The following is a 21,679-nucleotide window of genomic DNA, read 5'->3' as shown; positions in this document are numbered from 1 at the left end:
TTTTAAAAAGTAGAATCCTTATTTTTACAAAAAAATGAATTTAATATGAGTTTAATTTTTCAAACATGGTCTTGGTATGTTTCCGGATTTTTGATAGGCATGATTATGCTTTGTTTAATCTATTTTGGAAAGACTTTTGGTATGTCTTCAAATTTGCGTTCGCTATGTTCTATGACTGGAATAGGAAAAAAAGTACGTTTTTTTGATTTCGATTGGAAAGCACAACGTTGGAATTTAGTGGTTGTATTAGGTGCTATGTTGGGTGGTTTTGTTGCAGTTCATTTTATGAGCGATGCCTCAAATGTCACTATTAATCCAAAAACCATTGCACAGTTAGCACAATTGGGGATTGATGCTCCAAACGGAAAACTAATGCCAGATGCACTTTTTGGCACACAAATTTGGCAATCACCCAAAAGTATTTTTATTCTGGTTATAGGAGGGATTTTAATAGGTTTTGGTTCGCGTTATGCCGGTGGCTGTACTTCAGGGCATGCTATTTCGGGTTTAAGTAATCTGCAACTCCCATCGCTAAAAGCTGTTATAGGATTTTTTGTTGGAGGATTGATTATGGCCCATTTTTTATTACCATTAATTTTTTAAGATATGAATGTATTAAAATATTTAATCGTTGGATTTGTTTTCGGAATTGTGCTAACTAAATCAGAAGCAGTTTCCTGGTATCGTATTTATGAAATGTTTCAATTTCAGTCCTTTCACATGTATGGAATTATTGCTGTGGCTATTTTGACAGGAGTTATTGGCATTCAAATTATAAAAAGAAATAATTTGAAGGATATAAAAGGACAAGCAATAGAAATTCTGGATAAAGAAAAAGGTTCTTCTCGTTATTGGATTGGCGGATTATTTTTTGGATTAGGTTGGGCCCTTGTAGGTTCTTGCCCAGGCCCTATATTTATTTTACTTGGTGCTGGTTTCTGGAGTGTGCTCTTGGTACTTTTGGGAGCATTGTTAGGTACCTTTATTTACGGATTGTTAAAGGATAAATTGCCTCATTAATCCCCTTAATTAAAATTTAAATAGCATTTTTTATAAAAGGAATACTATTTTTTTCTGTTTAATTTCAAAATTCCAACTACAATTAAGTATTGTGCTATTAGGTATGTTACCATTATCAGAAAAGAACTAAACAGAATAGGTTCATAAAATTTATTGAATGCCAGAATACTGTCTGAGATTACAAAAATTGAGGCACCTAATACGATATAAGTCCCAGCAGGTTTACTCCATTTTAAATATCCTTTAAATGCAAATAATAGCATTGTTGACAATACTATTGCATAGACTAAAACCGGGATTTTTAAATCGCCTAAAGTGGGTAATAACAGTAAAAACATCAATATTAAATATACAATAATAGCTGTGATGCCGACCCAGAAAACGGCATTGTTTCTGGACGAATTTATTCTTAATTGCTTGCTGAATAAAATGATATAAGTAATATGTGAAATCAAAAATGCTACCAACCCAACAATAAAATAGATTTCTGCTTTGTCAGCGAACATTAAAACTACATCTCCCATCCAAGAAAAAGTCAAGGCTATCGAAAGAAATCTTTTTGACGGAAAGTCTCCACAAAAATAAACTGCCAATATAAGAAAGGGAATTAAAAAAGGTTTTATAAACCAGGCAATGTCTTCTTTTCCTAAAATAATTAATAAAAGATAAATGAAACTAATTCCAATATAGGCTTTGAATGATAAGGTACTTTTCATGAATTATTTTTAGGATTATGCTAGAACTACTTTTTCTCTTTCAAAATTTATACTTACAAAGTAGACTGTAACTATTAAGGATAACGTAAGATATCCAATAATAATATAATTTGCGTAAGGGAAAAGTTGATTCATTGAAAACCAGTCACCAAAATAAGTAATAATGGCTATCCCAAATGTAAATCGTAGGATTTCCCAAAAGATTGAAATTTTTCGAGCATCCATTAATTCAGTGTAACTATAGACTGTTACAAAAATAAATGCTCCATAAACAAATACATTGGGTAAACCTATTACAGCAATAAAGTTGTATAAGTAGCTTATAAATAGCAATGTAATAACAGCTTGAGCTATGGACCAAATCATTAATTTTCTCGAATGTTTGGTGCCGTATTTTTCAAAAGCATAAACATCCTTAATCTTGTGAACTGGATATTTTTCTTCAAAATTTTCTGGGCGCCATCCTGTTGGTTTAAACCAAATGGCAATTTTGTCTTTCCAATTTTCAGCGCGCCAGGCATCTTTTATCATTAACCAAAGATGTTGGAAATTAATACGAATGGGATTCCAGGTTTGTGCAGGTCTTGTAATCCCAAAAACTGGCGGAACTGTTTCTAATTCTTCTTGAAATGTCCCAAATAACTTATCCCAAATTATAAATATCTGAGAATGGTTTTTATCCATATATTCTGGATTGATGGCATGATGCACCCGATGGTGAGAAGGGGAAACAAGTATGTTTTCCAGAAAGCCAATTTTTTTAATGTGTTTGGTATGATACCAAAATTGAAGAAATAAATGAATAGGAAGTGTAACTGCAATCACTTTTGAGGGAACTCCTAAAAGAGCCGCAGGAATCAGTAAAAAAGTAAATAAATTGACAAAACTGGATATAGGTTGGCGTAAAGCACAAGCTAAATTAAATTCTTCACTACTGTGATGAATAGCGTGTTTATTCCATAAAAAATTGATTTGATGCGAAAAGCGATGGCTCCAATACCCATAAAAATCGATTGCTATGAAACCAATGATGTAGGCAACTGTAGTAGTCTCTAAATGGAAAATTGCAATTTTTGAAGCAATCCAGTCATAAGAAATAAGTGTAATACTAAGTCCTAAAACATCCTTAACAGAGTTGACCATTCCTGAGCTTATGCTCGAAACAGAATCCATATTAGGAGATGTATCTTCTCCTTTATAATGGCCATATATTTTTTCTATTATAATTAATAATAAAAAAATGGGCATTACAAAAACTAAAATTTTACCGTATTCTATCATAAAAGCCTAATGTATTGTTCAAATATATAATAAAAGTATATATTTTTTGAATTATTTGTAATAATTCTACAAGAGGCTATTTGATTTAAATACGGCTATATAATTTCAGCACTTAATCCAGCTTCCAATAGTTGGGTACACTGTGGTTTTAGCTTGTCATAAGGACCTGTTTTTACGGTACATTTTCCGTTGTAATGTACAATCAATGAGCATTGCTCTGCTTGCTCAGGAGTATGATTACAAACACGTATTAAAGTTTCTATAACATGGTCAAAAGTATTTACATCGTCATTATAGACAATAATTTCGTTATCTATTGATATAATTTCTTTTACACTGACTCTTTCTCTTACTTTTTCTTTAGTACTCATTTTGTAGGTTTTTTGTACTTGTATTATCAATGAAAATAATATAACTCTAATTTACGTATTTTAAAGAAACCCAATTATTTTTTTGGAACTTTTTAACATAAGTTAATCCTTTCTCCGTACAAGAAGCATCAATAAATGGGATGTCTTCTTCATAGAAACCACTTAAGAGTAAGGTTCCTTTTGGATTCAAACAATCTACATAACTTTGCATATCGTTCAACAAAATATTTCTATTGATGTTTGCGATTATTAAATCATATTTTTTGTTTTTCAACAAAGCAGCATCACCTTCATAAACTGTAATATGTTCACAATTATTGCGTTCCCCGTTTTCGATAGAATTTAAATAGCACCAATTGTCAATATCAATTGCATCGATTGGTTGAGCACCTTTCATTTCAGCAAGAATAGCTAAAATTGCGGTTCCGCATCCCATATCAAGCGTTTTTAAACCAGTAACATCTATTTCCAATAAATGTTGAATCATCATGTGAGTAGTCTCGTGATGACCCGTTCCAAAACTCATTTTTGGTTCAATTATAATGTCAAATTCGGCATCCGTTTTTGGATGAAAAGGAGCACGTACGTGACAGTTACCATCTACATCGATTGGTTCAAAATTCTTTTCCCATTCTTCATTCCAATTCACTTGTTCTATTTCTTCGAAAGTGTAGTCAATTTTGAATTCCTCTGATCGTAAAATTTGAATGTCTTCAAGAATCATTTCATCCCATAAATCCTTTTGAACAAAAGCAGAAATACCCGTTTCGGTTTCAGTAAAACTTTCAAATGCTTTTTCTCCTAATTGGGCAATTAATATTTCTGAACCTAATTGCTTCGCTTGTTCGCTATCGCTCGAGTCTTTTGGTTCTATGGTAAAATGATATCCGATATAAATGTTTGACATGTTTATTTTTTTTGCAAAGGTAGTATTATCTCTTTTTATTGAAGAATTAAAACAAAAAAAGGCTTGATAAAATATCAAACCTTTTTTTAAATTTTATGTAAAAAATTATATTGCGCTCACAATAGCAACAAAATCATCTGCTTTTAGTGCAGCTCCACCAATAAGACCTCCGTCTACATCTGGTTTAGAGAAAATTTCTTTTGCATTTTCTGGTTTTACGCTTCCTCCATAAAGAATTGAAACATCTTCAGCGATGTCGCTTCCAAAAGCTTTACGAACTGTTTCTCTGATGAATTCATGCATTTCCTGTGCTTGTTCCGGAGAAGCTGTTTCTCCAGTTCCAATTGCCCAAACTGGCTCGTATGCCAAAACAACATTTACCCAGTCCTTAGCTTCAATATGAAACAAACCATCACGCAATTGATTTTCAACAACATTAAAATGATTTTTAGATTGGCGGTCTTTTAATTCTTCACCAAAACAGAAAATAACAGTCATATCATGTTCCAAAGCGGTATTAACTTTACTCGCAATCAAAGCATCTGTTTCATTAAAAATAGCTCTACGCTCTGAATGTCCAAGAATTACAGTATTCACACCTACACTTTTAAGCATATCAGCCGAAATTTCACCTGTAAAAGCACCACTTTCTGCCTGATGTACATTTTGAGCAGCTACGTTAATATTAGTAAACTCTAAATGATCAACAGCAGAAGCCAAGTTAACAAAAGTTGGAGCAACAATTACTTGTGCTTTAGTTTCAGTTGGTATTTTTGCTATTAATTCGTTTAATAAATCTTCAGTTTGTTCTGCGTTTTTATGCATTTTCCAGTTTCCTGCTACGATTTTCTTTCTCATTTTGTTGTTTTTATTTTAGTTAGAAGTTTGTTTTGAAATTATATAGTCCTAAATTATTTCAATTTTTTTAAAGTTTCATTTATGAGGTCAAAATCAGTTTCTATCGCACGATATAAAACAATTTTGCCGGTTTTGTCTATAATTATATATCTTGGAATCCAATCCAGGTCAATCGCTTTTGCAAAAACACCTTTCATCTGGTCATTTGCCATGAAGTGTTCTCCTTTCATTTCGTGTTTTTCAATACCGATTTTCCATTTATCGGCTGTTTTGTCCATAGAAATAAATACATAAGCCACATCTGGATTATTAACCTGTAATTCTTTGATTTTCGGCATCGCTTTTACACAATCGCCACACCAAGAGGCCCAAACTTCTATCACTAGAGTTTTACCTTTGTATTTTTTTAAAATATTCTTAAAAACAACTTGGCTTCCATCAGCTGATAACAATGTTTCTGATAATGCTTCTTTTGAAAATGCCGTTTTTTGAGCTTGTGTACAAGAAAATGTAACGAAAGCAATGAATAAAACGAATATTTTTTTCATTTTTTATAATTTGGAACAAAGTTAAACAAACAATTTGATTAGGGAATATAGATTAGAGAATTTTGAATTCTCAGCGATTATGTCACAAAAAATGATTTTTTTGTAATGTTAAAAGTAGTGAAATCGTAATAGTTAAGCGTTAAGTGGAGTGTTTGTTTAATTAAATTGAAATTTCAGCTTATAAAACAAACCAATTTAGTGCTTTTTTAAGCATATTTCGACAAAAATGCACTACTAAATAGGGTCGTAGTTCCCCTAATAATGATAGTAAAAGATCTCTTTATTGTGAATCTATTTTAGGAAAAAAAGTGTGGATGTGTAAAATTATTAAAGGTTTAAAATTATGGATTTCATGTAACTTTAAACCTTTAAATTTTTTTATAGCTTCAAATCTGCAAGATCATTATGATGCAACTTTTGCTTTATCGTTCCTTTTTCAAGGATTACAATACTTGGGTTGGCTCTTTCAATTGTTTTTAAAGTGATGGCATCGCAAAAATAGAAATCGAATGTCATTCCGAATTGTTTTTTTGATTTCTCAATTTCCTTTGGTGAAGAAGCTGTCATACCAATCACTTTATAGCCTTTTGCTTTAGCTTCTTTATTTAATTTTTCCATTTTGTCCAAGCCACTTTGATCTGAATTCACCAAATCATAAGCCACAATCATGACTAATTTTGGTTCTTCTAACAATTCTTCTTTATAATCGGAGCCATCTTTTTCCATAGTAAAATCATGGATAGGAGGGATATAACCTTCTATAATTACTTTGTCTTTTCGATCCACAAAAGTTGCTCCTTCAGGAAGAGCCATTAAATCCTTCTCGGTAAATTCCTTGTCAACGCCATTTACTTTATAAATGAAAACCATTTCTACTACGCTTTTTGGTGCATTATCAGGAATTCTCATTCCTTTTTGGATATTATTTCCCACCTTGAACGGTCTGAAATCGATTAATGGTAAATGGTTTAAAACCCAAACTCCCATAAACGAACCCAAAATCACGCTAGCATAAATAATTATGTTTTGAACATTATTGCTAAACAACGGTTGAACCAGTTTTTTGTTGAAAAACAATATTAGAATGAAGAATAACAGAACAATGTCTTTAGTGAAGGACTGCCACGGTGTAAGTTTCAAAGCGTCTCCAAAGCAACCGCAATCTTTTACCACATTATAATAAGCGGAATAAAAGGTAAGGAAAGTGAATAATACAATCAAAACCAGTAAACTCCAAATTGTGAATTTTGTTTTGTATCCAATAAGTAGCATAATGCCCAAAACCACTTCAAGAATCACTAGAAACAAAGCGATTCCCAATGCAAATGGAACAAAAAAGGGCATATTGAAAACCGGCTCACTAAAATATTCAGCTAATTTATAAGAAAACCCAATTGGGTCATTTAGTTTGATTAATCCCGAAATGATAAATAGTATTCCAACGAAAATTCTAGAAAATTGTGTAATTATATTTTTCATAGTTTTATTTTTATTTACCAAAACCCATTAAAATCAATGCGAAAACCGAATAATTAATCATATCCTGATAATTTGCATCAATACCTTCAGAAACCAAAGTTTTACCTTTATTATCTTCAATTTGTTTTACACGAAGTAGTTTTTGCAAAATCAAATCCGTTAACGAACTAACGCGCATGTCGCGCCAAGCTTCACCATAATCATGATTTTTGTCTTCCATTAACTCTTTGGTTAATTTAACTTTAGCATCGTATAATTCGGTTGCTTTTTCGAGATCTAAATCAGGTTGGTCAGCAACGCCTAATTCCAATTGAATCAATGCCATAATGGAATAATTGATAATTCCGATGAATTCACCCGTTTCATCTTCATCAATTTTACGGACTTCGTTTTCTTGTAAACTTCGTATTCTTTGGGCTTTAATGTAGATTTGGTCTGTCAACGAAGGCAATCTTAAAATACGCCATGCGCATCCGTAATCTTTCATTTTGTTGATAAACAGCGAGCGACAAATCGCAATCACGGTATCATATTCCTTTGAAGTATTCTTCATTATTGATGTATATTTGTCTAAAATTTCTTCAAAAATAGCATTTTTTTTTGAATGAAGATTGAAGGATAAATAATGTTTAATGTAAAAGGTTTTAAACAGAAAACTGAGACCGTAAACTAAAAAATAATGATGATTAACTGCAAAGGACAACTTATAGACCTATCAACTCCCAAGGTAATGGGAATTTTGAACGTTACACCCAACTCTTTTTTTGATGGTGGAAAGTATAAAAACGAAAATGAAATACTTTCTCAAGTTGAAAAAATGCTAATAGATGGCGCTACATTCATTGATTTAGGCGCATATTCCAGTAAGCCTAGTGCCGAATTTGTCTCTGAACAAGAGGAAATTTCGAGAATTGTTCCTGCTATTGATTTGATTTTAAAACATTTTCCGGAAACTATTCTGTCTATTGATACTTTTAGAAGTGAAGTGGCGAAAGCGAGTATCGAAAACGGCGCTGCCATAATCAATGATATTGCTGCTGGAAATCTGGATGATAAAATGTTTGGAATAATTGCAAAATACAATGTTCCTTACATCATGATGCACATGCGAGGAAATCCACAAACGATGCAAAAGCTCACGAATTATGAGGATATTGTAAAAGAAATGTTGTTTTACTTTTCGGAATTAATTGCCAAAGCAAGAAGTTTTGGAATCAATGATTTAATTATTGATCCAGGCTTTGGCTTTGCCAAAACAATAGAACAGAATTATGAAGTTTTTCAAAAAATGGAATTATTTAAAATGCTTGAACTGCCACTTCTTATTGGAATTTCCAGAAAATCAATGATTTATAAATCACTGAATACCAATGTGGAAAAAGCGTTGAACGGAACCACAGTTTTAAATACTTTGGCATTAACCAAAGGTGCAAAAATCCTTCGTGTTCATGATGTGAAAGAAGCAATGGAATGCGTTACGCTATTTAATAAAATCAATCTATAAGCATGAAATATTTTAGTCTGATTGTTCTTTTTACTTTTCTTTCCTGTGGTAATAAAGAAGACCTATTATTGCCAAAAGCAAATACAACGATTGTCAAAAATGTAGATGATCTTTCACCAATTTATTTTTTTTTTAGAACGAAAGGGAAAGATACTTTGGCAGAAGTAAACAGAAAAAACAGTATTATTTCTACCAATTGGATTCTCAATATTGACAAACGTTTGCCTTTGCGAATTGTAATTCCGGAAATCATGAAATTGCAGGATAAAAAGCGCACTGAAAAAGTGCACAAGAATGAAAAGGCTCAAAATTATTACTCCTATGCGGATACCATTGGTAAAAACTTAGCTTTTATTCCTTTTACAAACGTGTATTACAAACTGGAAAAACCGAAGTCAGAAATAGTTGTCTTTTTTATGAAAAATAACGAAGTTCAGGTTAATAATGTAATTGTAAAAAAGGAAAAATTTCAAGATTATCTGAATACATTACCAAGCGACAAGTCTAATAAATATGTATTTTGCTTTGCAAAAGAGTTGTCTTTTGGAAGCTATTTGCAGTATGAGATTTTGATACAAAGTTTAAAATTTTCAATGTCGGAATTTAATGTTGGCAACGAAGAGTTTGTTTACTGACCCAAAAAAAAGCGACGCTTTTTGGAATTGACAACGTTTGGGACTTTCTAAACGACTTAAATAGGGGGCAGGGAATTAGGACAAGCGCAAAAGCCTTTCTTTACTTTTTGGGAAAGAAAGGCTTTACTGATGAAACGGTACAAAAAGATATAAGTTTATTGTTTAATACGAAGGATAGCCTCCTCCTCCTGATGTCTGTTTGCGGAGCACTCCGCTAAGTGCTGCCGACAACGGCCCCGGATATGCTTGATTGTGTATGTTTACATAATATTTTTCGGCTTTGAGGGCAATTTCCTGATTTGTGTCCAAAGTACCACTATAGTTTATTGGAGAGACAGCACTTGGAAAAGGAATAACAATGTTATTAGTGGCTGGGAGGATTACTGGGTCAGTTGTATGTATATGGGCGGCAGTAGCTCCTGCAACATTGTGTTCCACTATAATTTTGAAAGTATTTGTGTCATCATTGTACGTAAGTAGTGCCTCATTTATTGCCGAAGTATTGCCAATCCGCCCTGCAACTGGGCCAGTTAAGGTAGCTTTAAAATATATAAGGGTTGGAGTTGGAGTAGGATCGCTTGAGTAGCCATCCCCATCGCAGGAAAATAGACCCAATAAAATAATTGAAATTGCTAAAAACCTAATTAAGAGTTTCATGATAAAAATATTTAAAAGGTTAAAAAAAATGTAATCGCTACTTTTAACAAGTCGCATGTCCCTGATTGGATCAAGAAGTGAGTGTAAGTAGCCTAGACTTAAAATAATAATAAATTTCGGGATTTTATATTTTAAATAAGTTAATTTATTATTAAAATATTGATTTTTAGATAGTTGTATTTTGTGTTCTAATGATTATCTAATTGGAGTCGTTAGCGGGTACAATAGCAAATAAAAAATGAAAGTTGTGAAATTGTGGTATAAATTCACCTTGATACAAATTTTTACAAATTATTTTTTATAAAAATGGAAATAGATTTTTCTAAATGTTGATTAGAATGTGAAGTTTTTGAACTGAAAACTGCGACTGGACACTGCAAACTAATTATTGATGATGATAGGGCTCATTTCTCAAAATTGTAAATCCACGATATAATTGTTCGATAAAAAACAACCGTACCATTTGGTGCGAAAAAGTCATTAAAGACAATGATATTTTTCCTTGCGCTTTGGCATAAACCGTTTCCGAAAAGCCATAAGGACCACCAATTACGAAAACTAAGGTTTTAACGCCTGAGTTCATTTTCTTTTGCAATTCGGCTGAAAAATCGACGCTGGAAAAGTTTTTTCCATTTTCATCCAATAAAATGAGTTGGTCTGTTGGCGTTATTTTTGCCAAAATCAATTCGCCTTCTTTTTCTTTCTGTTGACTTTCAGATAAGTTTTTCACATTCTTGATATCAGGAATAATATCCAGATCAAACTTGATGTAAAATGACAAGCGCTTGGTATAATCGTCTATTAAGGATTGTAAGGCTTTGTTATCGGTTTTACCAATAGCAATCAATTTAATGTTCATTTTATGGAATTTCAGAGGCGCAAAGATAGAAAAATGACTCGGTATTTGATTAACAAAAAAAAGCCATTTAAAATTGTTTTTTAGAATCTTTGATGGATTTGTTCTTTAACTTTTAGGAAGTTAGCAGCAGTAATAGTTCTTTGTACTAATTAATTTATTCATTAAGTTCTTTTGGAAATCTGTCTGGAACTAAATTTAGCTGAATATTGTATTCCAAATAGGCTTTTAAGCCTGCTAAAACTAATGTAAATCCTTCAGTTGAATCTCGTATTTGTGAGATAAGTTTTTCTGTTTCTCCCTGAAATCCACTATTAATAATACTTACAAAAGTTCCAGCTTCTCCTAAATTTTTAAATGTCCATTCCACTATTGAAATTTCATCATGGTTTCCCCATTCAATTGTGATTTTTTTATTCTGTTCTATGATTTTGGTCCTAACCGAAACAGAATGATTGTACATTTCCCAAGTCCATTCTGTTTCCTTTCCTTCTTCAAGTTTTCCGGAACTCTTAGTAAACCAAAATTTAGTCGTAATTTCTGGATTTATAAATGCCTCAAAGACACTTTCAATGGGGTTTCTAATTAGCATTTCAGCTTTTGCATAGTATTTTGTTTCTGTAGTCATAATTTTGATTTTCAAAAGTATTCGTGCCAGTTCTTGTTCATAAACATACGCTATCCTAAAATTATGACTTAGGCAATGGAGCACCAACTGCAATATCACATCGGTGGTTTGTTTGACCGTGTGGAGGGTTCATTCCTTCAGGAGTGGGCATTGTCACTGTTGGAACAGAAGTTGCGGGTGTGGCACTAACTGGTTGGTTTTGTTGCTGAATCGTTGGAGTACTTTTAGCTGTGGCTACTGGAGAATTTAATGGTGCACCAACAGCGATATCACAACGATGACCAGGTTGACCGTGCGCTGGATTCATTCCTTTGGCAACAGTAGCTGGTGTTGCCAATGCCTTGTTTTGAGTGGCAATATTGGGGTCTTGTAGTGCTTGAGAGGAAATTTTAGTTTCATTCAGCATTTGCTTTCCAACTTCTGTAAAGGGAACTACGTTTGTTGGAGTAGTGCTTCGTTGTGGTTCGAGTTCTTTTTTACAAGAAGTCAATAGTATTGAGGATACAAAAAGTAGGCTTAAAAAAGATTTCATAAACAGTGTTTTTTGTGGTTACTGAAATCAAATATAGGATTTTTAATAATACGGCCCTAAATAAAAGGATTGATTTTAGGGACTTTACTCTCTAAATTCAGAATAGTACGTCTTACTGGTTTCCTCTTTTGCACTTGTTAAGAAACGATTTTTTAGTGTGAATTATTGCGGGTCTTGGTTTCGTATCAGGGAATTCCATGACAACTTCGTTTTTTATAGCTTTGTAATACTTTATTAAAAATAGATTCGTTTGCTTCTTTTCTAAAGAACCGAGCTAACATATTTTCAAATCCACGAAATAAATCTTACTTTAGCATTCCATAAATTTCCTATAAAAATGATTAGCGAAGCACAGTTCGAAAACGAGTTACATATATTAATTGAAAACGCCATAAGAGAAGATGTAGGTCCTGGAGATTATAGTTCTTTGGCCTGTATTCCTGCAACGGCAATCGGAAAAGCGAAGTTGCTTGTAAAAGAAGATGGTATTATTGCCGGTGTGGCTTTTGCCAAAATGGTTTTTCAGTATGTAGATACGAATTTGCAAATAGAAACTTTTATTGAGGACGGAACTCCGGTAAAAAAAGGAGATGTTGTTTTTCATGTTTCTGGAAGTTCACAATCCATTTTGAAATCGGAACGGGTAGTTTTGAATTCGATGCAAAGAATGTCCGCAATCGCTACGAAAACGAAAGAATATGTTTGCCTTTTAGAAGGAACGAAAACTAAAATACTCGACACTCGCAAAACGACACCTGGTTTCAGAGCTTGTGAGAAATGGGCAGTAAAAATTGGCGGAGGCGAAAACCATCGTTTTGCTTTGTATGATATGATTATGCTCAAGGATAATCACAACGATTTTGCCGGCGGAATTACTTTGGCAATAGCCAAAACCAAAGCCTATCTCAAAGAAAATAATCTGGATCTGAAAATCATTGTCGAAGCCAGGAACTTGGATGAAATCAAAGAAATTTTGGAGAGCGAAGGTGTTTACAGAATTCTAATAGACAATTTCAATTATGAAGATACCCGAAAAGCAGTAGCTTTGATAGGAGACAAATGCCAAACGGAATCTTCTGGTAATATCAACGAAAATACCATTCGTCTTTACGCCGAATGTGGTGTGAATTATATTTCGTCTGGAGCCTTAACGCATTCCGTTTATAACATGGATTTGAGCTTAAAAGCAATATGAGTAAGGAAATAGAAGAAAGAATAGAAAAAATTCCAATATTACGGAATCTTGCCCGCGGATTGAAAACGATAAAACTCCCATGGCTACAGGGATTGTCGCTGTACGATTTATTGGAGTTATATGGATTAGGAATTGTCGAAAGTGCCTTGACCTATCATGCAAGTGCTATTGCATTCAGTTTTTTCATGGCATTATTTCCTTTTGCGCTGTTCATATTAAATCTTATTCCTTACATTCCTATTGAAGATTTTCAAGATGATTTTCTTCTATTTGTAAAAGAAGGAGTACCGCCAAACACGTATGATGCCATATATAAAATCATCAATGATATTCTCAATAATAGTGATTCCGGTTTATTGTCTTCAGGATTTATATTGTCTATTTTTCTGATGGCAAATGGATTAAATGGAATTTTAGGAGGCTTTGAATCCTCGCGTCATGTCCTCATCAAAAGAGGATTTATACACCAATACATAGTTGCTCTGGCTATGTCATTATTATTGTCAGTGTTATTAATCGTTACCGTGGCGATAATAATTGTTTTTGAGGTCTTTATTCAAAAGACGATATTGAGTGACCATATTGAATTGATTGTTTTAGGGCGATATGCATTTGTGATTTTAATGATTTTAGTGACAACTTCCATACTCTTCAAGTTTGGTACTAAACACGATAAAAACAGGGCTTTTATCTCTATAGGTTCCGTATTTACTACCATATTAGTGCTTTTAGATTCTTATGCTTTTGGGATTTGGGTAATCCGATTCTCAAAATACAATGAATTATATGGCTCTATAGGAACCTTATTAATCTTGATGTTTTACATTTGGATTAACTGTATGATATTACTGCTGGGTTTTGAATTGAATGCTTCAGTGAATAAGTTAAAAGCGAAAAAAGAAGCCTAGTTTTTAGGAGCTATTTACTTCGTCAGTTCGCTTCGCTCGTGTCCTGCTTTACACTTTATCTTTGCTTGCTTAAAGAAAGCAAGCAAAGGATGCCATTTCAAACGAAGTTCACTGAACTCTTATAAAAATAGAAGCTAAGTGAAGTAATCAGGGCTAGGAAATTTAGAATCCAAGATAACATTTTCTGCAAATGGAAATAGTTGCTTTTTGTTTTATTACCAAAACAGATAATTTTGTTCAACGACAAAAAAACTTAGCGCCTTTGTGTCTTAGCGGCAAAAAAGTAACTTACTGAATTGCTGCACGAGCTTTTAAATTTGTAATTTTAAACAAACAAATTTCTATGACTAATCCCATTTACATTGACCAAAAAGAAATCTTGAAACGATACAAATCCATCGATAAGCATACTCATAAAGGTATTCAAGGGCACGCTTTAATCATTGGTGGAAGTTATGGAAAAATAGGAGCGGTCAGTTTGTCTTCAAAGGCTTGCTTGAAAACTGGTTGCGGATTAGTCACTGTTTTTATACCAAAATGCGGCTACGATATCCTTCAAATCGCCATTCCAGAAGTCATGGTTATAACGGATAATCAGGAAAAATTCATCTCCAATATCATTTTCAATATCAAACCACAAGCCATTGGAATAGGACCGGGTTTAGGTCTGGAAATAGAAACGCAACAAGCCGTTTATAAATTGCTACAAACAAATAAAATCCCTTTAGTAATCGATGCGGATGCGTTGAATATTCTATCCAAAAACAAAGAATGGCTTCCTTTATTACAGCCCAAAACTATCATCACACCACATCCAAAAGAACTGGAAAGACTCATAGGAAAATGGAATTCGGATGCTGAAAAACTAGAAAAAACAATTGCTTTTTCTAAACAGTATAACCTGATTATTGTGATGAAAGGAGCACCAACCCGAATCATCGATGGAGATACAATCTACGAAAACACCACCGGAAATGCAGCTTTGGCCACGGCAGGAACCGGAGATGTTTTGACAGGAATGATTACCAGTTTATTGGCACAATCCTATGAACCAATTAGTGCTGCGATACTTGGCGTTTATCTGCACGGACTAACCGCTGATATCGCACTACCCGAAACAGGTTTTCAGTCCTTTATCGCTTCAGATGTTATTTCGAATATTGGGAAGGCGTTTTTGAGTCTGGAAAATTTGAGTAAATAGAGCTTATAAATGAATTTTATCCCAGTTATTTGTAAGTTTGTACGTAAGCAAAATAGCTTTATCCAATTCGATTATGGAAAAAATACCCCATCTTAGAACCGTAAATGTTACGCGATACATCACTCCGTTGCGTGAGGGTGGTTCTTTACCTGCACTCGCTGAAGCCGATGATGATTTTAAATATGTATTGAAATTCAAAGGTGCCGGACATGGCGTAAAAGCCTTAATCGCCGAATTAATTGGCGGTGAAATAGCCCGTGTTTTAAACCTAAAAATGCCGGAACTCGTTTATGCAAATCTCGATGAAGCTTTTGGTCGTTCAGAAGGCGACGAAGAAATTCAGGATTTGCTTCAAGGCAGTCAAGGACTTAATTTGGCTTTGCATTATCTATCGGGAGCTATTAATTTTGATCCTGTTGTGACGGTGGTTGATGCAAAATTAGCTTCCCAAATTGTCTGGCTGGACGCTTTTATCACCAATGTAGACCGAACCTTCAGAAATACCAACATGCTGATTTGGCACAAGGAATTATGGCTGATTGATCATGGTGCAAGTCTTTATTTTCATCATTCGTGGACCAATTGGAAAACGCATGCACAAAGTCCTTTTGCACTAATAAAAGACCATGTATTGTTGCCACAGGCTTCATTATTGAAAGAAACAGACGTGATATTCAAAAAAATACTAACTGACGAAGTGTTGCAATCAATTGTCAATCTTATTCCAACGGAGTGGCTGCAGTGGGAAGATACGGATGAAACTCCCGAAGCGCTTCGGAAAGTTTATTTCCAGTTTTTATCCATACGCTTAAACCATTCCGAAATTTTTATAAATGAAGCCCAAAATGCAAGAGAAACACTTATATGAGTATGCCGTAATCCGGGTTGTACCAAGGGTAGAACGCGAAGAATTCCTCAATGTGGGTATTATTCTGTTTTGTAAAAAAGCCAAGTTTATAAAAGTGATCTGTTCGTTTAACGAAGCTAAACTTCAATTGTTTTCAGCCGATTTAGATTTGGAACAATTGCATTTAAATTTGCAGGCATTCGAGAAAGTGGGGCATGGGGAAAAATCGGGTGGGCCAATAGCGCAATTTGATATTCCGTCCCGTTTTCGTTGGTTGACCGCTCTTCGCAGTTCGGCGATTCAAACTTCAAGACCGCATCCAGGATTGTGTGATGATTTGGAACAAACAGCACAACGCTTGTTTGAGGAAATGGTATTGTAAATTGAATTTATTGTGTTTCGATAAAAATACTCGTAACTATTTGGGTTTAATCCAAAACAACTAATACCATTTAATCATTAAAATTACCGTTATAAACAGAATTTATTCTTTTGAGTTCAATTGCCTTTGGCTTTAGCCAAAGGTTTTTTAGAGGCTACATTTATTGGCTTTAGCCAAAATTGTATAATTATTTTGGCTAAAGCCAATTACACATTAAACCTCAATTCCGTTGACTAAAGTCAACGGCAATTGAAACAACAGTATTGCAGTATATTCAAAGATTAATGGTATACGACCCTTAATACTATGTTGCCGCTAAGGCACTAAGAAACAGGAATTACTAGGAATTACAAAATAGGGATTCTTCAACAAATCTAAAAATCTTAGAGCCTTAGTGACTTTGTGACAAAAATTCAATAAATAGTAGCGGTTACTGAATATTTACAAATACTCATTGTATCCAGATACTATAATCTTCAAAAAAAATCAAGGAATACTATTCAGATGGCGCGCAAGATGCATACCCATACTAAAGCAAGCTTGAAGAAGATAGCCACCTGTGGGTGCATCCCAGTCCAGCATTTCGCCAATACAATAGTGATGTTTCATCTTTGTCAATTGGAAGTTTTCATCCACGGCATTCAATTGAACACCTCCAGTTGTGGATATCGCATCGTTCAATAGGGAAGAACCTATTATTTCTATACGCAATTTTTTGATGTTTTGTGCCAATAACTCCGGATTCAGGTAGGTTTCTTTTGACAGGTATTTTTTCAAAAGCCCAATCTGCGCAAGACTCAATTTAACCTCTTTTTGTAATTTTTCGCTCGTCTTTTTTAAGGTCGATTTTTTAATCTTTTGATGCAAATCATCATAACTTAATGCTGGTTTTAGGTCCAGGAAAATAGTGGCCTTTTGTTGACTTTCAAGCTGTGCCCTAATTTGTGGACTGAGCGCATAAATCGCATTGCCTTCTAAACCGAAACGCGTGATTACCGCTTCGCCTTTTTGAGTTTTATTCAAACAGCTAATAGAAATGTTTTTAAGCGGACTGCCTTCATGTTCCATAATGAAATCTTCTGGCCAGTGAATACGATACGCACAATTAGAAGATTGAAACGGAACGACAGCTATACCTTGTGTTTTGAATAAATCAAGCCATGTGCCATCAGATCCGGTTACTTTCCAACTGCCTCCACCCAAGGCAAAAATGGTATAATCAGATTTTATTTCTATGTCAGTATTGAAAACGGGGGTATCGTCGTTAGTCCAACCCATCCAGTTGTGTTCGTATTGTATGGAAACGGCTTGTTTATCGAGAACTTTTAGGATTGCGTTGAGCACTGTTATAGGTTTAATGCCACTTTCAGGATACACCCGTTTGCTACTGCCTATGTAGGTTGGAATACCAATGGTGTCAATCCAATTTCGGAAATCGTGATTGTCAAAATTAAGGAGTGCTTTTTCTAGAAAATGGGATGGTGTATACCGCGCAATGAGTTCTTCAATTGGTTCCGAATGGGTGAGGTTAAATCCTCCTTTTCCGGCCACCAGAAATTTTCTTCCCAGTGTTTTGTTTTTCTCGTAGATGGTAACGTTAAATTTCTTGCAATCCAGTAATGCAGCGAGCAAAAGTGCTGCAGGTCCTCCTCCAATAATTGAAACTGATTTCTTCACGCTGCAAAAATACGGTTTGTTTTACCGATTAAACCTGATATGGATTTTTATATTATAATTTGGGCGTAACCCCAAAGCAGAAAATCCCGGTTCAATTTTATATATCTGAAGCTTTGGGGTCGGGCTTTTGGCTTTATCTTTATTTTTTTAAAGAAAAAAAATAAAGGATGCCGCCGCAATCCCTTACGCGGAAACCCTTGAATCGAGAGGTATTGTCAATATCCAAGCGATAATTATTATATTTTATTTTCTTGAAATAAACTTTCCAATTGCTCGAGACAAGCTGTAATGCTTTGCTCAAAGCCCATTTCAATCATGGTTTGTACTTCTTTTTCACTGGAATAAAACATCTTGAATTCAACTAAAGTGCCAGAATTTGTCTTGGCAAAAGCAATAGTTCCTACAGAAACCGGCAAGGAAGGGTTTATATTTCCCTCTTCATCACAAAAACTATCTTTGATTTCAAAGCTTATATATGGTGTTATTGCAGTATAGTCCATTCGTCCCCAATGTTTTTCATTTTCAGGACTCACCATGGCGTACAACCAATAACTGCCAACTGAAAAATTCATTGTCTTGGTTTCTGCTTTCCAAGGTTGCGGCGCCCACCATTGTTCCAATAATTCACTTTCGGTATAGGCACGCCAAACTTTTTCAAGTGGAGCATTAAATGTTCTGGATACAAGAATTGATTTTTCTTTTAAATCTTTTACAACTAGTGTTTTGCTATTATTTTCCATATTTATTTCGATTTAATGTTTTTTATAGCCAGTTAACCATTTACGTGAAATGGATTATGAAATTACTCCATTTTTTTCTCTAAAACAATAAACTCCAAAGCTTGGTTTGCAATTGGAATATGAACGTCACTAGCCGGAAAAGGTTCTCTTGCTCCTGTGTCTGCATAACCATTGCGTTTGTACCATGCAATCAATTCCTCCCGAACAGAAATCACCGTCATTACAATTTTGGGCAAACCCAATCCCGAAGCATGAATTTCAGCCTGTTGCAATAATTTTTTCCCAACACCGCTATTTTGTAATTCAGGAGAAACCGTTAGCATTCCTAAATACAATTGCTGCTCTTTCTCCATCAACAATACACAACCTATAATCTGTTCATTCTCTGTAAATTTTAGAATGGTATTTTTAGTGTTCTGAATGGTTTCAGTCAGTTCTTCTTTAGTGGTTCGGAGGCCTTCTAATAAGTTGGCTTCAGTGGTCCATCCTTTTTTAGAGGATTCCCCGCGATAGGCTGAATTGATTAATCTACTTAATGCAAAAACGTCTGCTACTGTTGCTTTTGTAATCATGCGTACTATATATTCTTGGGTTATTGTTTTTGTGTTTCTCAAAGGTAGAAAAAAGGATTGCATTATTGAATTTCGTCCAAAAATCATTTACTTTTCAAAAGTACGTTAAATACATTTGAAATAAATTTATTTTACTGACAATCAGTATTTTATATTTAATATGAAGATTTTTTTTTATCTTTGGATAGAGAAAAGTTACAACAATTTAATAGCTATAATTATGAAAAATTTAAATATTATTTGGGTAATAGTGATGGCTTGTGTACTAAACATAACCCCTATATTGGGACAATCGACCGCTAAAAAGAATAAAATTATTGCTGACAGCAAAACAGCAAAAGCGGAGTTCATTAAAAGTGATCCGCTGATGAAAGGGCTTTTTGAAAAAGCGTCTGGCTATGTCATCTTTCCCAATGTAGGCAAAGCAGGGCTCGGCATTGGAGGAGCGGCTGGCAACGGGGTTGTCTATGAACATAGCAAAATGGTAGGTATGGCAAAGTTATCGCAATTGAGCATAGGATTTCAGGCAGGCGGACAAGCGTATCGGGAGGTAATATTTTTTGAGACAAAAAATGAATTGGAACGGTTTAAACAGAGCCGATTCGAGTTTTCTGCTCAAGCTTCTGCAGTGGCCGTAACTGAAGGCGCCTCTGCAAACGTGAAATACACAGAAGGCGTCATGGTATTCACTATGCAGAAAGGCGGACTCATGTATGAGGCTTCGATTGGTGGACAGAAGTTTAAGTTTAATAAAATGTAACATTCTTTTTATAAATGTAAGCTACAACTTTGCTAACGCGAGCGTCCCGCTCGTGCCTATTACAGAATCATAATATCTTATTTCCTTTTGTTAGTTGTCACGAGCGGGGGAAATTATGTATATTCGAGCAATCGGGTCACGTGCGAGGAGCACGGAAAACATTCCCGCATATAACTTATTGTTTTTTAGTTTCAAAAAAAGAATTTAATAATTGGTCAATAAAATTCTTTATATCTAAATAAGATGTTTCATTATTTATTGTTAAATTATTAAAAATATTTTTAATTTTAATTTCATTATTATTGAAAGAAAAGTTAAATAAAATTGAATCTAACATTTTATTATTTGAGTCAAAATCCCACCACTCAAATTTTACATTTATAGAAAATTTTAAATATTTTAGATAATTTTCATATTCTAATTTATCTCTTTGTCCTAAAAATAAATTATTATAATGATCAACAAAGTCGTTTAAATATTTTTTTAAAAAGGGTATTGATTGAGTTCGATCAATTTTATAATTAGAGTTTTTATAGATAAAGTTATATTCCTCGTTATCATAATCTCCATATGAAGTGGAAATAAATTCATCTACTTTAGATTCCTCTACTCTCAAAGAAATTATAATATCATTAAAGTTAAATTTTAAATACTCTTTAAATATTTCGTATTTATTAATGTTTTTTTTATCTAAATGAAATAATTTAAAAAAATCATATTCAGACATCTCGTTATTAAACCATTTTACTTCTTTATAATCTACATTAATGTCTTCAATAATTGTTGTTTCATTATCAATTTCTGTTAGTTTCCATAATTCAACAATTTTATTATGGTTTTTAAATGAATCAAAATATTTCATTAATTGGGAACTTTGAGAATTCTTGAAAATAACTATTAATTTCGTTAATTCTGTATTAATATCACCTTCTTTTGAATTTTTAATAAATTCATTATTATAATGTATACCTAAAGATTTATAATGACTACTAAACCAACTTATTCCATCAATAATGTGAAAACTACTATCACGATGAACAAAATTCTCCCTAAATTGAAATATTACAAATCTTTTGTAATATTCGTCATATGTTAAAATACCATCAAGTAAATAACCACTATATAAATCACCTCCATATTTATTTGTTATTATTTCTCCATATTTATCAAAAACTCTTAAATAATCTTTTGAGTGAGTAAGGATAGGTTCATAATATTTTTTATGAATTACCTCATATCCAAATATTTCTTCAATTTTTAAAGTGATTAATTCGTAATCAGATTCCGTATAATTGATGTTTTTTTGGTATGGTAATTTAGTATGATTCTCAAATCCTTTTGAGAATTCCTTAGGAACTTTATAAATCATATTAATTATTTTTTCATTAAATCATTATTTTCTTTT

Annotated in this window: 26 protein-coding genes; 10 read left to right on the top strand and 16 right to left on the bottom strand. The window is 33.5% G+C overall.

Annotated features, from left to right (window positions below; genetic code table 11):
• Window positions 1–45: 45 nt before the first annotated feature.
• Both ACM55F_RS02620 and ACM55F_RS02615 read left to right on the top strand, forming a co-directional pair.
• Entirely contained in the window at window positions 46–603 is a 558-nt protein-coding gene (locus ACM55F_RS02620) for a YeeE/YedE family protein (protein WP_416852149.1), read from the top strand.
• Window positions 604–606: 3 nt separating this feature from the next.
• On the top strand, window positions 607–1,020 hold the full coding sequence (locus ACM55F_RS02615; RefSeq protein WP_416852148.1) for a DUF6691 family protein: 414 nt from the start codon (window positions 607–609) through the stop codon (window positions 1,018–1,020).
• Window positions 1,021–1,064: 44 nt separating this feature from the next.
• Here ACM55F_RS02615 and ACM55F_RS02610 read toward each other — a convergent pair whose 3' ends face one another.
• The 8 genes from ACM55F_RS02610 to ACM55F_RS02575 form a co-directional block, all read right to left on the bottom strand.
• On the bottom strand, window positions 1,065–1,736 hold the full coding sequence (locus ACM55F_RS02610; protein ID WP_416852147.1) for a lysoplasmalogenase: 672 nt from the start codon (window positions 1,734–1,736) through the stop codon (window positions 1,065–1,067).
• A 15-nt stretch (window positions 1,737–1,751) separates the two neighbouring features.
• Window positions 1,752–3,017 (bottom strand): sterol desaturase family protein, encoded by a 1,266-nt coding sequence (locus ACM55F_RS02605; protein ID WP_416852146.1) that lies wholly within the window; start codon window positions 3,015–3,017, stop codon window positions 1,752–1,754.
• Window positions 3,018–3,112: 95 nt separating this feature from the next.
• Window positions 3,113–3,388 (bottom strand): ATP-dependent Clp protease adaptor ClpS, encoded by a 276-nt coding sequence (locus ACM55F_RS02600; protein WP_416852145.1) that lies wholly within the window; start codon window positions 3,386–3,388, stop codon window positions 3,113–3,115.
• A gap of 46 nt (window positions 3,389–3,434) precedes the next feature.
• Entirely contained in the window at window positions 3,435–4,295 is an 861-nt protein-coding gene (gene prmA, locus ACM55F_RS02595) for a 50S ribosomal protein L11 methyltransferase (RefSeq protein WP_416852144.1), read from the bottom strand.
• A 105-nt stretch (window positions 4,296–4,400) separates the two neighbouring features.
• Window positions 4,401–5,153: a triose-phosphate isomerase gene (gene tpiA, locus ACM55F_RS02590; protein WP_416852143.1), complete on the bottom strand. Its 753-nt coding sequence runs from the start codon at window positions 5,151–5,153 to the stop codon at window positions 4,401–4,403.
• Window positions 5,154–5,206: 53 nt separating this feature from the next.
• Window positions 5,207–5,701 (bottom strand): TlpA family protein disulfide reductase, encoded by a 495-nt coding sequence (locus ACM55F_RS02585; RefSeq protein ID WP_416852142.1) that lies wholly within the window; start codon window positions 5,699–5,701, stop codon window positions 5,207–5,209.
• Window positions 5,702–6,079: 378 nt separating this feature from the next.
• Window positions 6,080–7,180: a BT_3928 family protein gene (locus tag ACM55F_RS02580; protein WP_416852141.1), complete on the bottom strand. Its 1,101-nt coding sequence runs from the start codon at window positions 7,178–7,180 to the stop codon at window positions 6,080–6,082.
• Between the two features lie 10 nt (window positions 7,181–7,190).
• The gene (locus tag ACM55F_RS02575) at window positions 7,191–7,733 is read right to left on the bottom strand and encodes a DUF1599 domain-containing protein (protein WP_416852140.1); all 543 of its coding nucleotides are present in this window, start codon (window positions 7,731–7,733) and stop codon (window positions 7,191–7,193) included.
• Between the two features lie 126 nt (window positions 7,734–7,859).
• Between ACM55F_RS02575 and folP the strand changes: the two genes are divergently transcribed.
• Both folP and ACM55F_RS02565 read left to right on the top strand, forming a co-directional pair.
• Entirely contained in the window at window positions 7,860–8,684 is an 825-nt protein-coding gene (folP, locus tag ACM55F_RS02570; RefSeq protein WP_416852139.1) for a dihydropteroate synthase, read from the top strand.
• Between the two features lie 2 nt (window positions 8,685–8,686).
• Window positions 8,687–9,319: a hypothetical protein gene (locus tag ACM55F_RS02565; protein ID WP_416852138.1), complete on the top strand. Its 633-nt coding sequence runs from the start codon at window positions 8,687–8,689 to the stop codon at window positions 9,317–9,319.
• A gap of 162 nt (window positions 9,320–9,481) precedes the next feature.
• On the opposite strand, the gene ACM55F_RS02560 is transcribed toward ACM55F_RS02565, so the two are convergent.
• From ACM55F_RS02560 to ACM55F_RS02545, 4 genes are all read right to left on the bottom strand, one after another.
• On the bottom strand, window positions 9,482–9,976 hold the full coding sequence (locus ACM55F_RS02560; protein WP_416852137.1) for a CHRD domain-containing protein: 495 nt from the start codon (window positions 9,974–9,976) through the stop codon (window positions 9,482–9,484).
• A gap of 385 nt (window positions 9,977–10,361) precedes the next feature.
• Window positions 10,362–10,835, bottom strand: coding sequence for a 23S rRNA (pseudouridine(1915)-N(3))-methyltransferase RlmH (gene rlmH / locus ACM55F_RS02555; protein WP_416852136.1), 474 nt, complete (start codon window positions 10,833–10,835; stop codon window positions 10,362–10,364).
• Between the two features lie 154 nt (window positions 10,836–10,989).
• Window positions 10,990–11,460 carry an SRPBCC family protein gene (locus ACM55F_RS02550; RefSeq protein WP_416852135.1) on the bottom strand — a complete coding sequence of 157 codons (471 nt, stop codon included), beginning with the start codon at window positions 11,458–11,460 and terminating at the stop codon, window positions 10,990–10,992.
• 61 nt (window positions 11,461–11,521) lie between these two features.
• Complete coding sequence (locus tag ACM55F_RS02545; RefSeq protein ID WP_416852134.1) at window positions 11,522–11,992, bottom strand: hypothetical protein; 471 nt, start codon at window positions 11,990–11,992, stop codon at window positions 11,522–11,524.
• A gap of 337 nt (window positions 11,993–12,329) precedes the next feature.
• Here ACM55F_RS02545 and nadC point away from each other — a divergent pair, with 337 nt between their 5' ends.
• The 5 genes from nadC (at window position 12,330) to ACM55F_RS02520 (ending at window position 16,525) form a co-directional block, all read left to right on the top strand.
• Complete coding sequence (gene nadC, locus ACM55F_RS02540) at window positions 12,330–13,187, top strand: carboxylating nicotinate-nucleotide diphosphorylase (protein WP_416852133.1); 858 nt, start codon at window positions 12,330–12,332, stop codon at window positions 13,185–13,187.
• Window positions 13,184–14,095 carry a YihY/virulence factor BrkB family protein gene (locus ACM55F_RS02535; RefSeq protein ID WP_416852132.1) on the top strand — a complete coding sequence of 304 codons (912 nt, stop codon included), beginning with the start codon at window positions 13,184–13,186 and terminating at the stop codon, window positions 14,093–14,095. Before nadC ends, ACM55F_RS02535 begins: the two co-directional genes overlap by 4 nt.
• 343 nt (window positions 14,096–14,438) lie before the next feature.
• Window positions 14,439–15,296 (top strand): NAD(P)H-hydrate dehydratase, encoded by an 858-nt coding sequence (locus tag ACM55F_RS02530; RefSeq protein ID WP_416852131.1) that lies wholly within the window; start codon window positions 14,439–14,441, stop codon window positions 15,294–15,296.
• Between the two features lie 73 nt (window positions 15,297–15,369).
• On the top strand, window positions 15,370–16,164 hold the full coding sequence (locus tag ACM55F_RS02525; protein ID WP_416852130.1) for a HipA family kinase: 795 nt from the start codon (window positions 15,370–15,372) through the stop codon (window positions 16,162–16,164).
• Window positions 16,142–16,525, top strand: a complete 384-nt coding sequence (locus ACM55F_RS02520; RefSeq protein ID WP_416852129.1) for a DUF3037 domain-containing protein — start codon at window positions 16,142–16,144, stop codon at window positions 16,523–16,525. Before ACM55F_RS02525 ends, ACM55F_RS02520 begins: the two co-directional genes overlap by 23 nt.
• 486 nt (window positions 16,526–17,011) lie before the next feature.
• Here the strand turns inward: ACM55F_RS02520 and ACM55F_RS02515 are convergent, their stop codons facing one another.
• The 3 genes from ACM55F_RS02515 to ACM55F_RS02505 all read right to left on the bottom strand — a co-directional run bounded on the left by ACM55F_RS02515 (window position 17,012) and on the right by ACM55F_RS02505 (window position 19,514).
• The gene (locus tag ACM55F_RS02515; protein WP_416852128.1) at window positions 17,012–18,202 is read right to left on the bottom strand and encodes a BaiN/RdsA family NAD(P)/FAD-dependent oxidoreductase; all 1,191 of its coding nucleotides are present in this window, start codon (window positions 18,200–18,202) and stop codon (window positions 17,012–17,014) included.
• Between the two features lie 236 nt (window positions 18,203–18,438).
• On the bottom strand, window positions 18,439–18,942 hold the full coding sequence (locus tag ACM55F_RS02510; RefSeq protein WP_416852127.1) for an SRPBCC family protein: 504 nt from the start codon (window positions 18,940–18,942) through the stop codon (window positions 18,439–18,441).
• Window positions 18,943–19,004: 62 nt separating this feature from the next.
• On the bottom strand, window positions 19,005–19,514 hold the full coding sequence (locus ACM55F_RS02505) for a GNAT family N-acetyltransferase (protein ID WP_416852126.1): 510 nt from the start codon (window positions 19,512–19,514) through the stop codon (window positions 19,005–19,007).
• Window positions 19,515–19,734: 220 nt separating this feature from the next.
• Between ACM55F_RS02505 and ACM55F_RS02500 the strand changes: the two genes are divergently transcribed.
• Complete coding sequence (locus ACM55F_RS02500; RefSeq protein WP_416852125.1) at window positions 19,735–20,274, top strand: lipid-binding SYLF domain-containing protein; 540 nt, start codon at window positions 19,735–19,737, stop codon at window positions 20,272–20,274.
• Between the two features lie 175 nt (window positions 20,275–20,449).
• Here ACM55F_RS02500 and ACM55F_RS02495 read toward each other — a convergent pair whose 3' ends face one another.
• Window positions 20,450–21,643: a hypothetical protein gene (locus ACM55F_RS02495; protein ID WP_416852124.1), complete on the bottom strand. Its 1,194-nt coding sequence runs from the start codon at window positions 21,641–21,643 to the stop codon at window positions 20,450–20,452.
• Window positions 21,644–21,679 lie beyond the last annotated feature (36 nt).

The sequence above is a fragment of the Flavobacterium melibiosi genome, from assembly GCF_048158545.1.
Classification (GTDB): domain Bacteria; phylum Bacteroidota; class Bacteroidia; order Flavobacteriales; family Flavobacteriaceae; genus Flavobacterium; species Flavobacterium melibiosi.
Note: the sequence above shows the minus strand (reverse complement) of the source record. Positions and strands in the feature narration are given on the sequence as shown.

Excerpts from the sequence above, each read along its gene's own strand:
- ACM55F_RS02620 (WP_416852149.1), top strand. The coding sequence starts at position 46 with ATGAGTTTAATTTTTCAAACATGGTCTTGGTATGTTTCCGGATTTTTG.
- ACM55F_RS02615 (WP_416852148.1), top strand. The coding sequence starts at position 607 with ATGAATGTATTAAAATATTTAATCGTTGGATTTGTTTTCGGAATTGTG.
- ACM55F_RS02610 (WP_416852147.1), bottom strand. The coding sequence starts at position 1,736 with ATGAAAAGTACCTTATCATTCAAAGCCTATATTGGAATTAGTTTCATT.
- ACM55F_RS02605 (WP_416852146.1), bottom strand. The coding sequence starts at position 3,017 with ATGATAGAATACGGTAAAATTTTAGTTTTTGTAATGCCCATTTTTTTA.
- ACM55F_RS02600 (WP_416852145.1), bottom strand. The coding sequence starts at position 3,388 with ATGAGTACTAAAGAAAAAGTAAGAGAAAGAGTCAGTGTAAAAGAAATT.
- prmA (WP_416852144.1), bottom strand. The coding sequence starts at position 4,295 with ATGTCAAACATTTATATCGGATATCATTTTACCATAGAACCAAAAGAC.
- tpiA (WP_416852143.1), bottom strand. The coding sequence starts at position 5,153 with ATGAGAAAGAAAATCGTAGCAGGAAACTGGAAAATGCATAAAAACGCA.
- ACM55F_RS02585 (WP_416852142.1), bottom strand. The coding sequence starts at position 5,701 with ATGAAAAAAATATTCGTTTTATTCATTGCTTTCGTTACATTTTCTTGT.
- ACM55F_RS02580 (WP_416852141.1), bottom strand. The coding sequence starts at position 7,180 with ATGAAAAATATAATTACACAATTTTCTAGAATTTTCGTTGGAATACTA.
- ACM55F_RS02575 (WP_416852140.1), bottom strand. The coding sequence starts at position 7,733 with ATGAAGAATACTTCAAAGGAATATGATACCGTGATTGCGATTTGTCGC.
- folP (WP_416852139.1), top strand. The coding sequence starts at position 7,860 with ATGATGATTAACTGCAAAGGACAACTTATAGACCTATCAACTCCCAAG.
- ACM55F_RS02565 (WP_416852138.1), top strand. The coding sequence starts at position 8,687 with ATGAAATATTTTAGTCTGATTGTTCTTTTTACTTTTCTTTCCTGTGGT.
- ACM55F_RS02560 (WP_416852137.1), bottom strand. The coding sequence starts at position 9,976 with ATGAAACTCTTAATTAGGTTTTTAGCAATTTCAATTATTTTATTGGGT.
- rlmH (WP_416852136.1), bottom strand. The coding sequence starts at position 10,835 with ATGAACATTAAATTGATTGCTATTGGTAAAACCGATAACAAAGCCTTA.
- ACM55F_RS02550 (WP_416852135.1), bottom strand. The coding sequence starts at position 11,460 with ATGACTACAGAAACAAAATACTATGCAAAAGCTGAAATGCTAATTAGA.
- ACM55F_RS02545 (WP_416852134.1), bottom strand. The coding sequence starts at position 11,992 with ATGAAATCTTTTTTAAGCCTACTTTTTGTATCCTCAATACTATTGACT.
- nadC (WP_416852133.1), top strand. The coding sequence starts at position 12,330 with ATGATTAGCGAAGCACAGTTCGAAAACGAGTTACATATATTAATTGAA.
- ACM55F_RS02535 (WP_416852132.1), top strand. The coding sequence starts at position 13,184 with ATGAGTAAGGAAATAGAAGAAAGAATAGAAAAAATTCCAATATTACGG.
- ACM55F_RS02530 (WP_416852131.1), top strand. The coding sequence starts at position 14,439 with ATGACTAATCCCATTTACATTGACCAAAAAGAAATCTTGAAACGATAC.
- ACM55F_RS02525 (WP_416852130.1), top strand. The coding sequence starts at position 15,370 with ATGGAAAAAATACCCCATCTTAGAACCGTAAATGTTACGCGATACATC.
- ACM55F_RS02520 (WP_416852129.1), top strand. The coding sequence starts at position 16,142 with ATGCAAGAGAAACACTTATATGAGTATGCCGTAATCCGGGTTGTACCA.
- ACM55F_RS02510 (WP_416852127.1), bottom strand. The coding sequence starts at position 18,942 with ATGGAAAATAATAGCAAAACACTAGTTGTAAAAGATTTAAAAGAAAAA.
- ACM55F_RS02505 (WP_416852126.1), bottom strand. The coding sequence starts at position 19,514 with ATGATTACAAAAGCAACAGTAGCAGACGTTTTTGCATTAAGTAGATTA.
- ACM55F_RS02500 (WP_416852125.1), top strand. The coding sequence starts at position 19,735 with ATGAAAAATTTAAATATTATTTGGGTAATAGTGATGGCTTGTGTACTA.
- ACM55F_RS02495 (WP_416852124.1), bottom strand. The coding sequence starts at position 21,643 with ATGATTTATAAAGTTCCTAAGGAATTCTCAAAAGGATTTGAGAATCAT.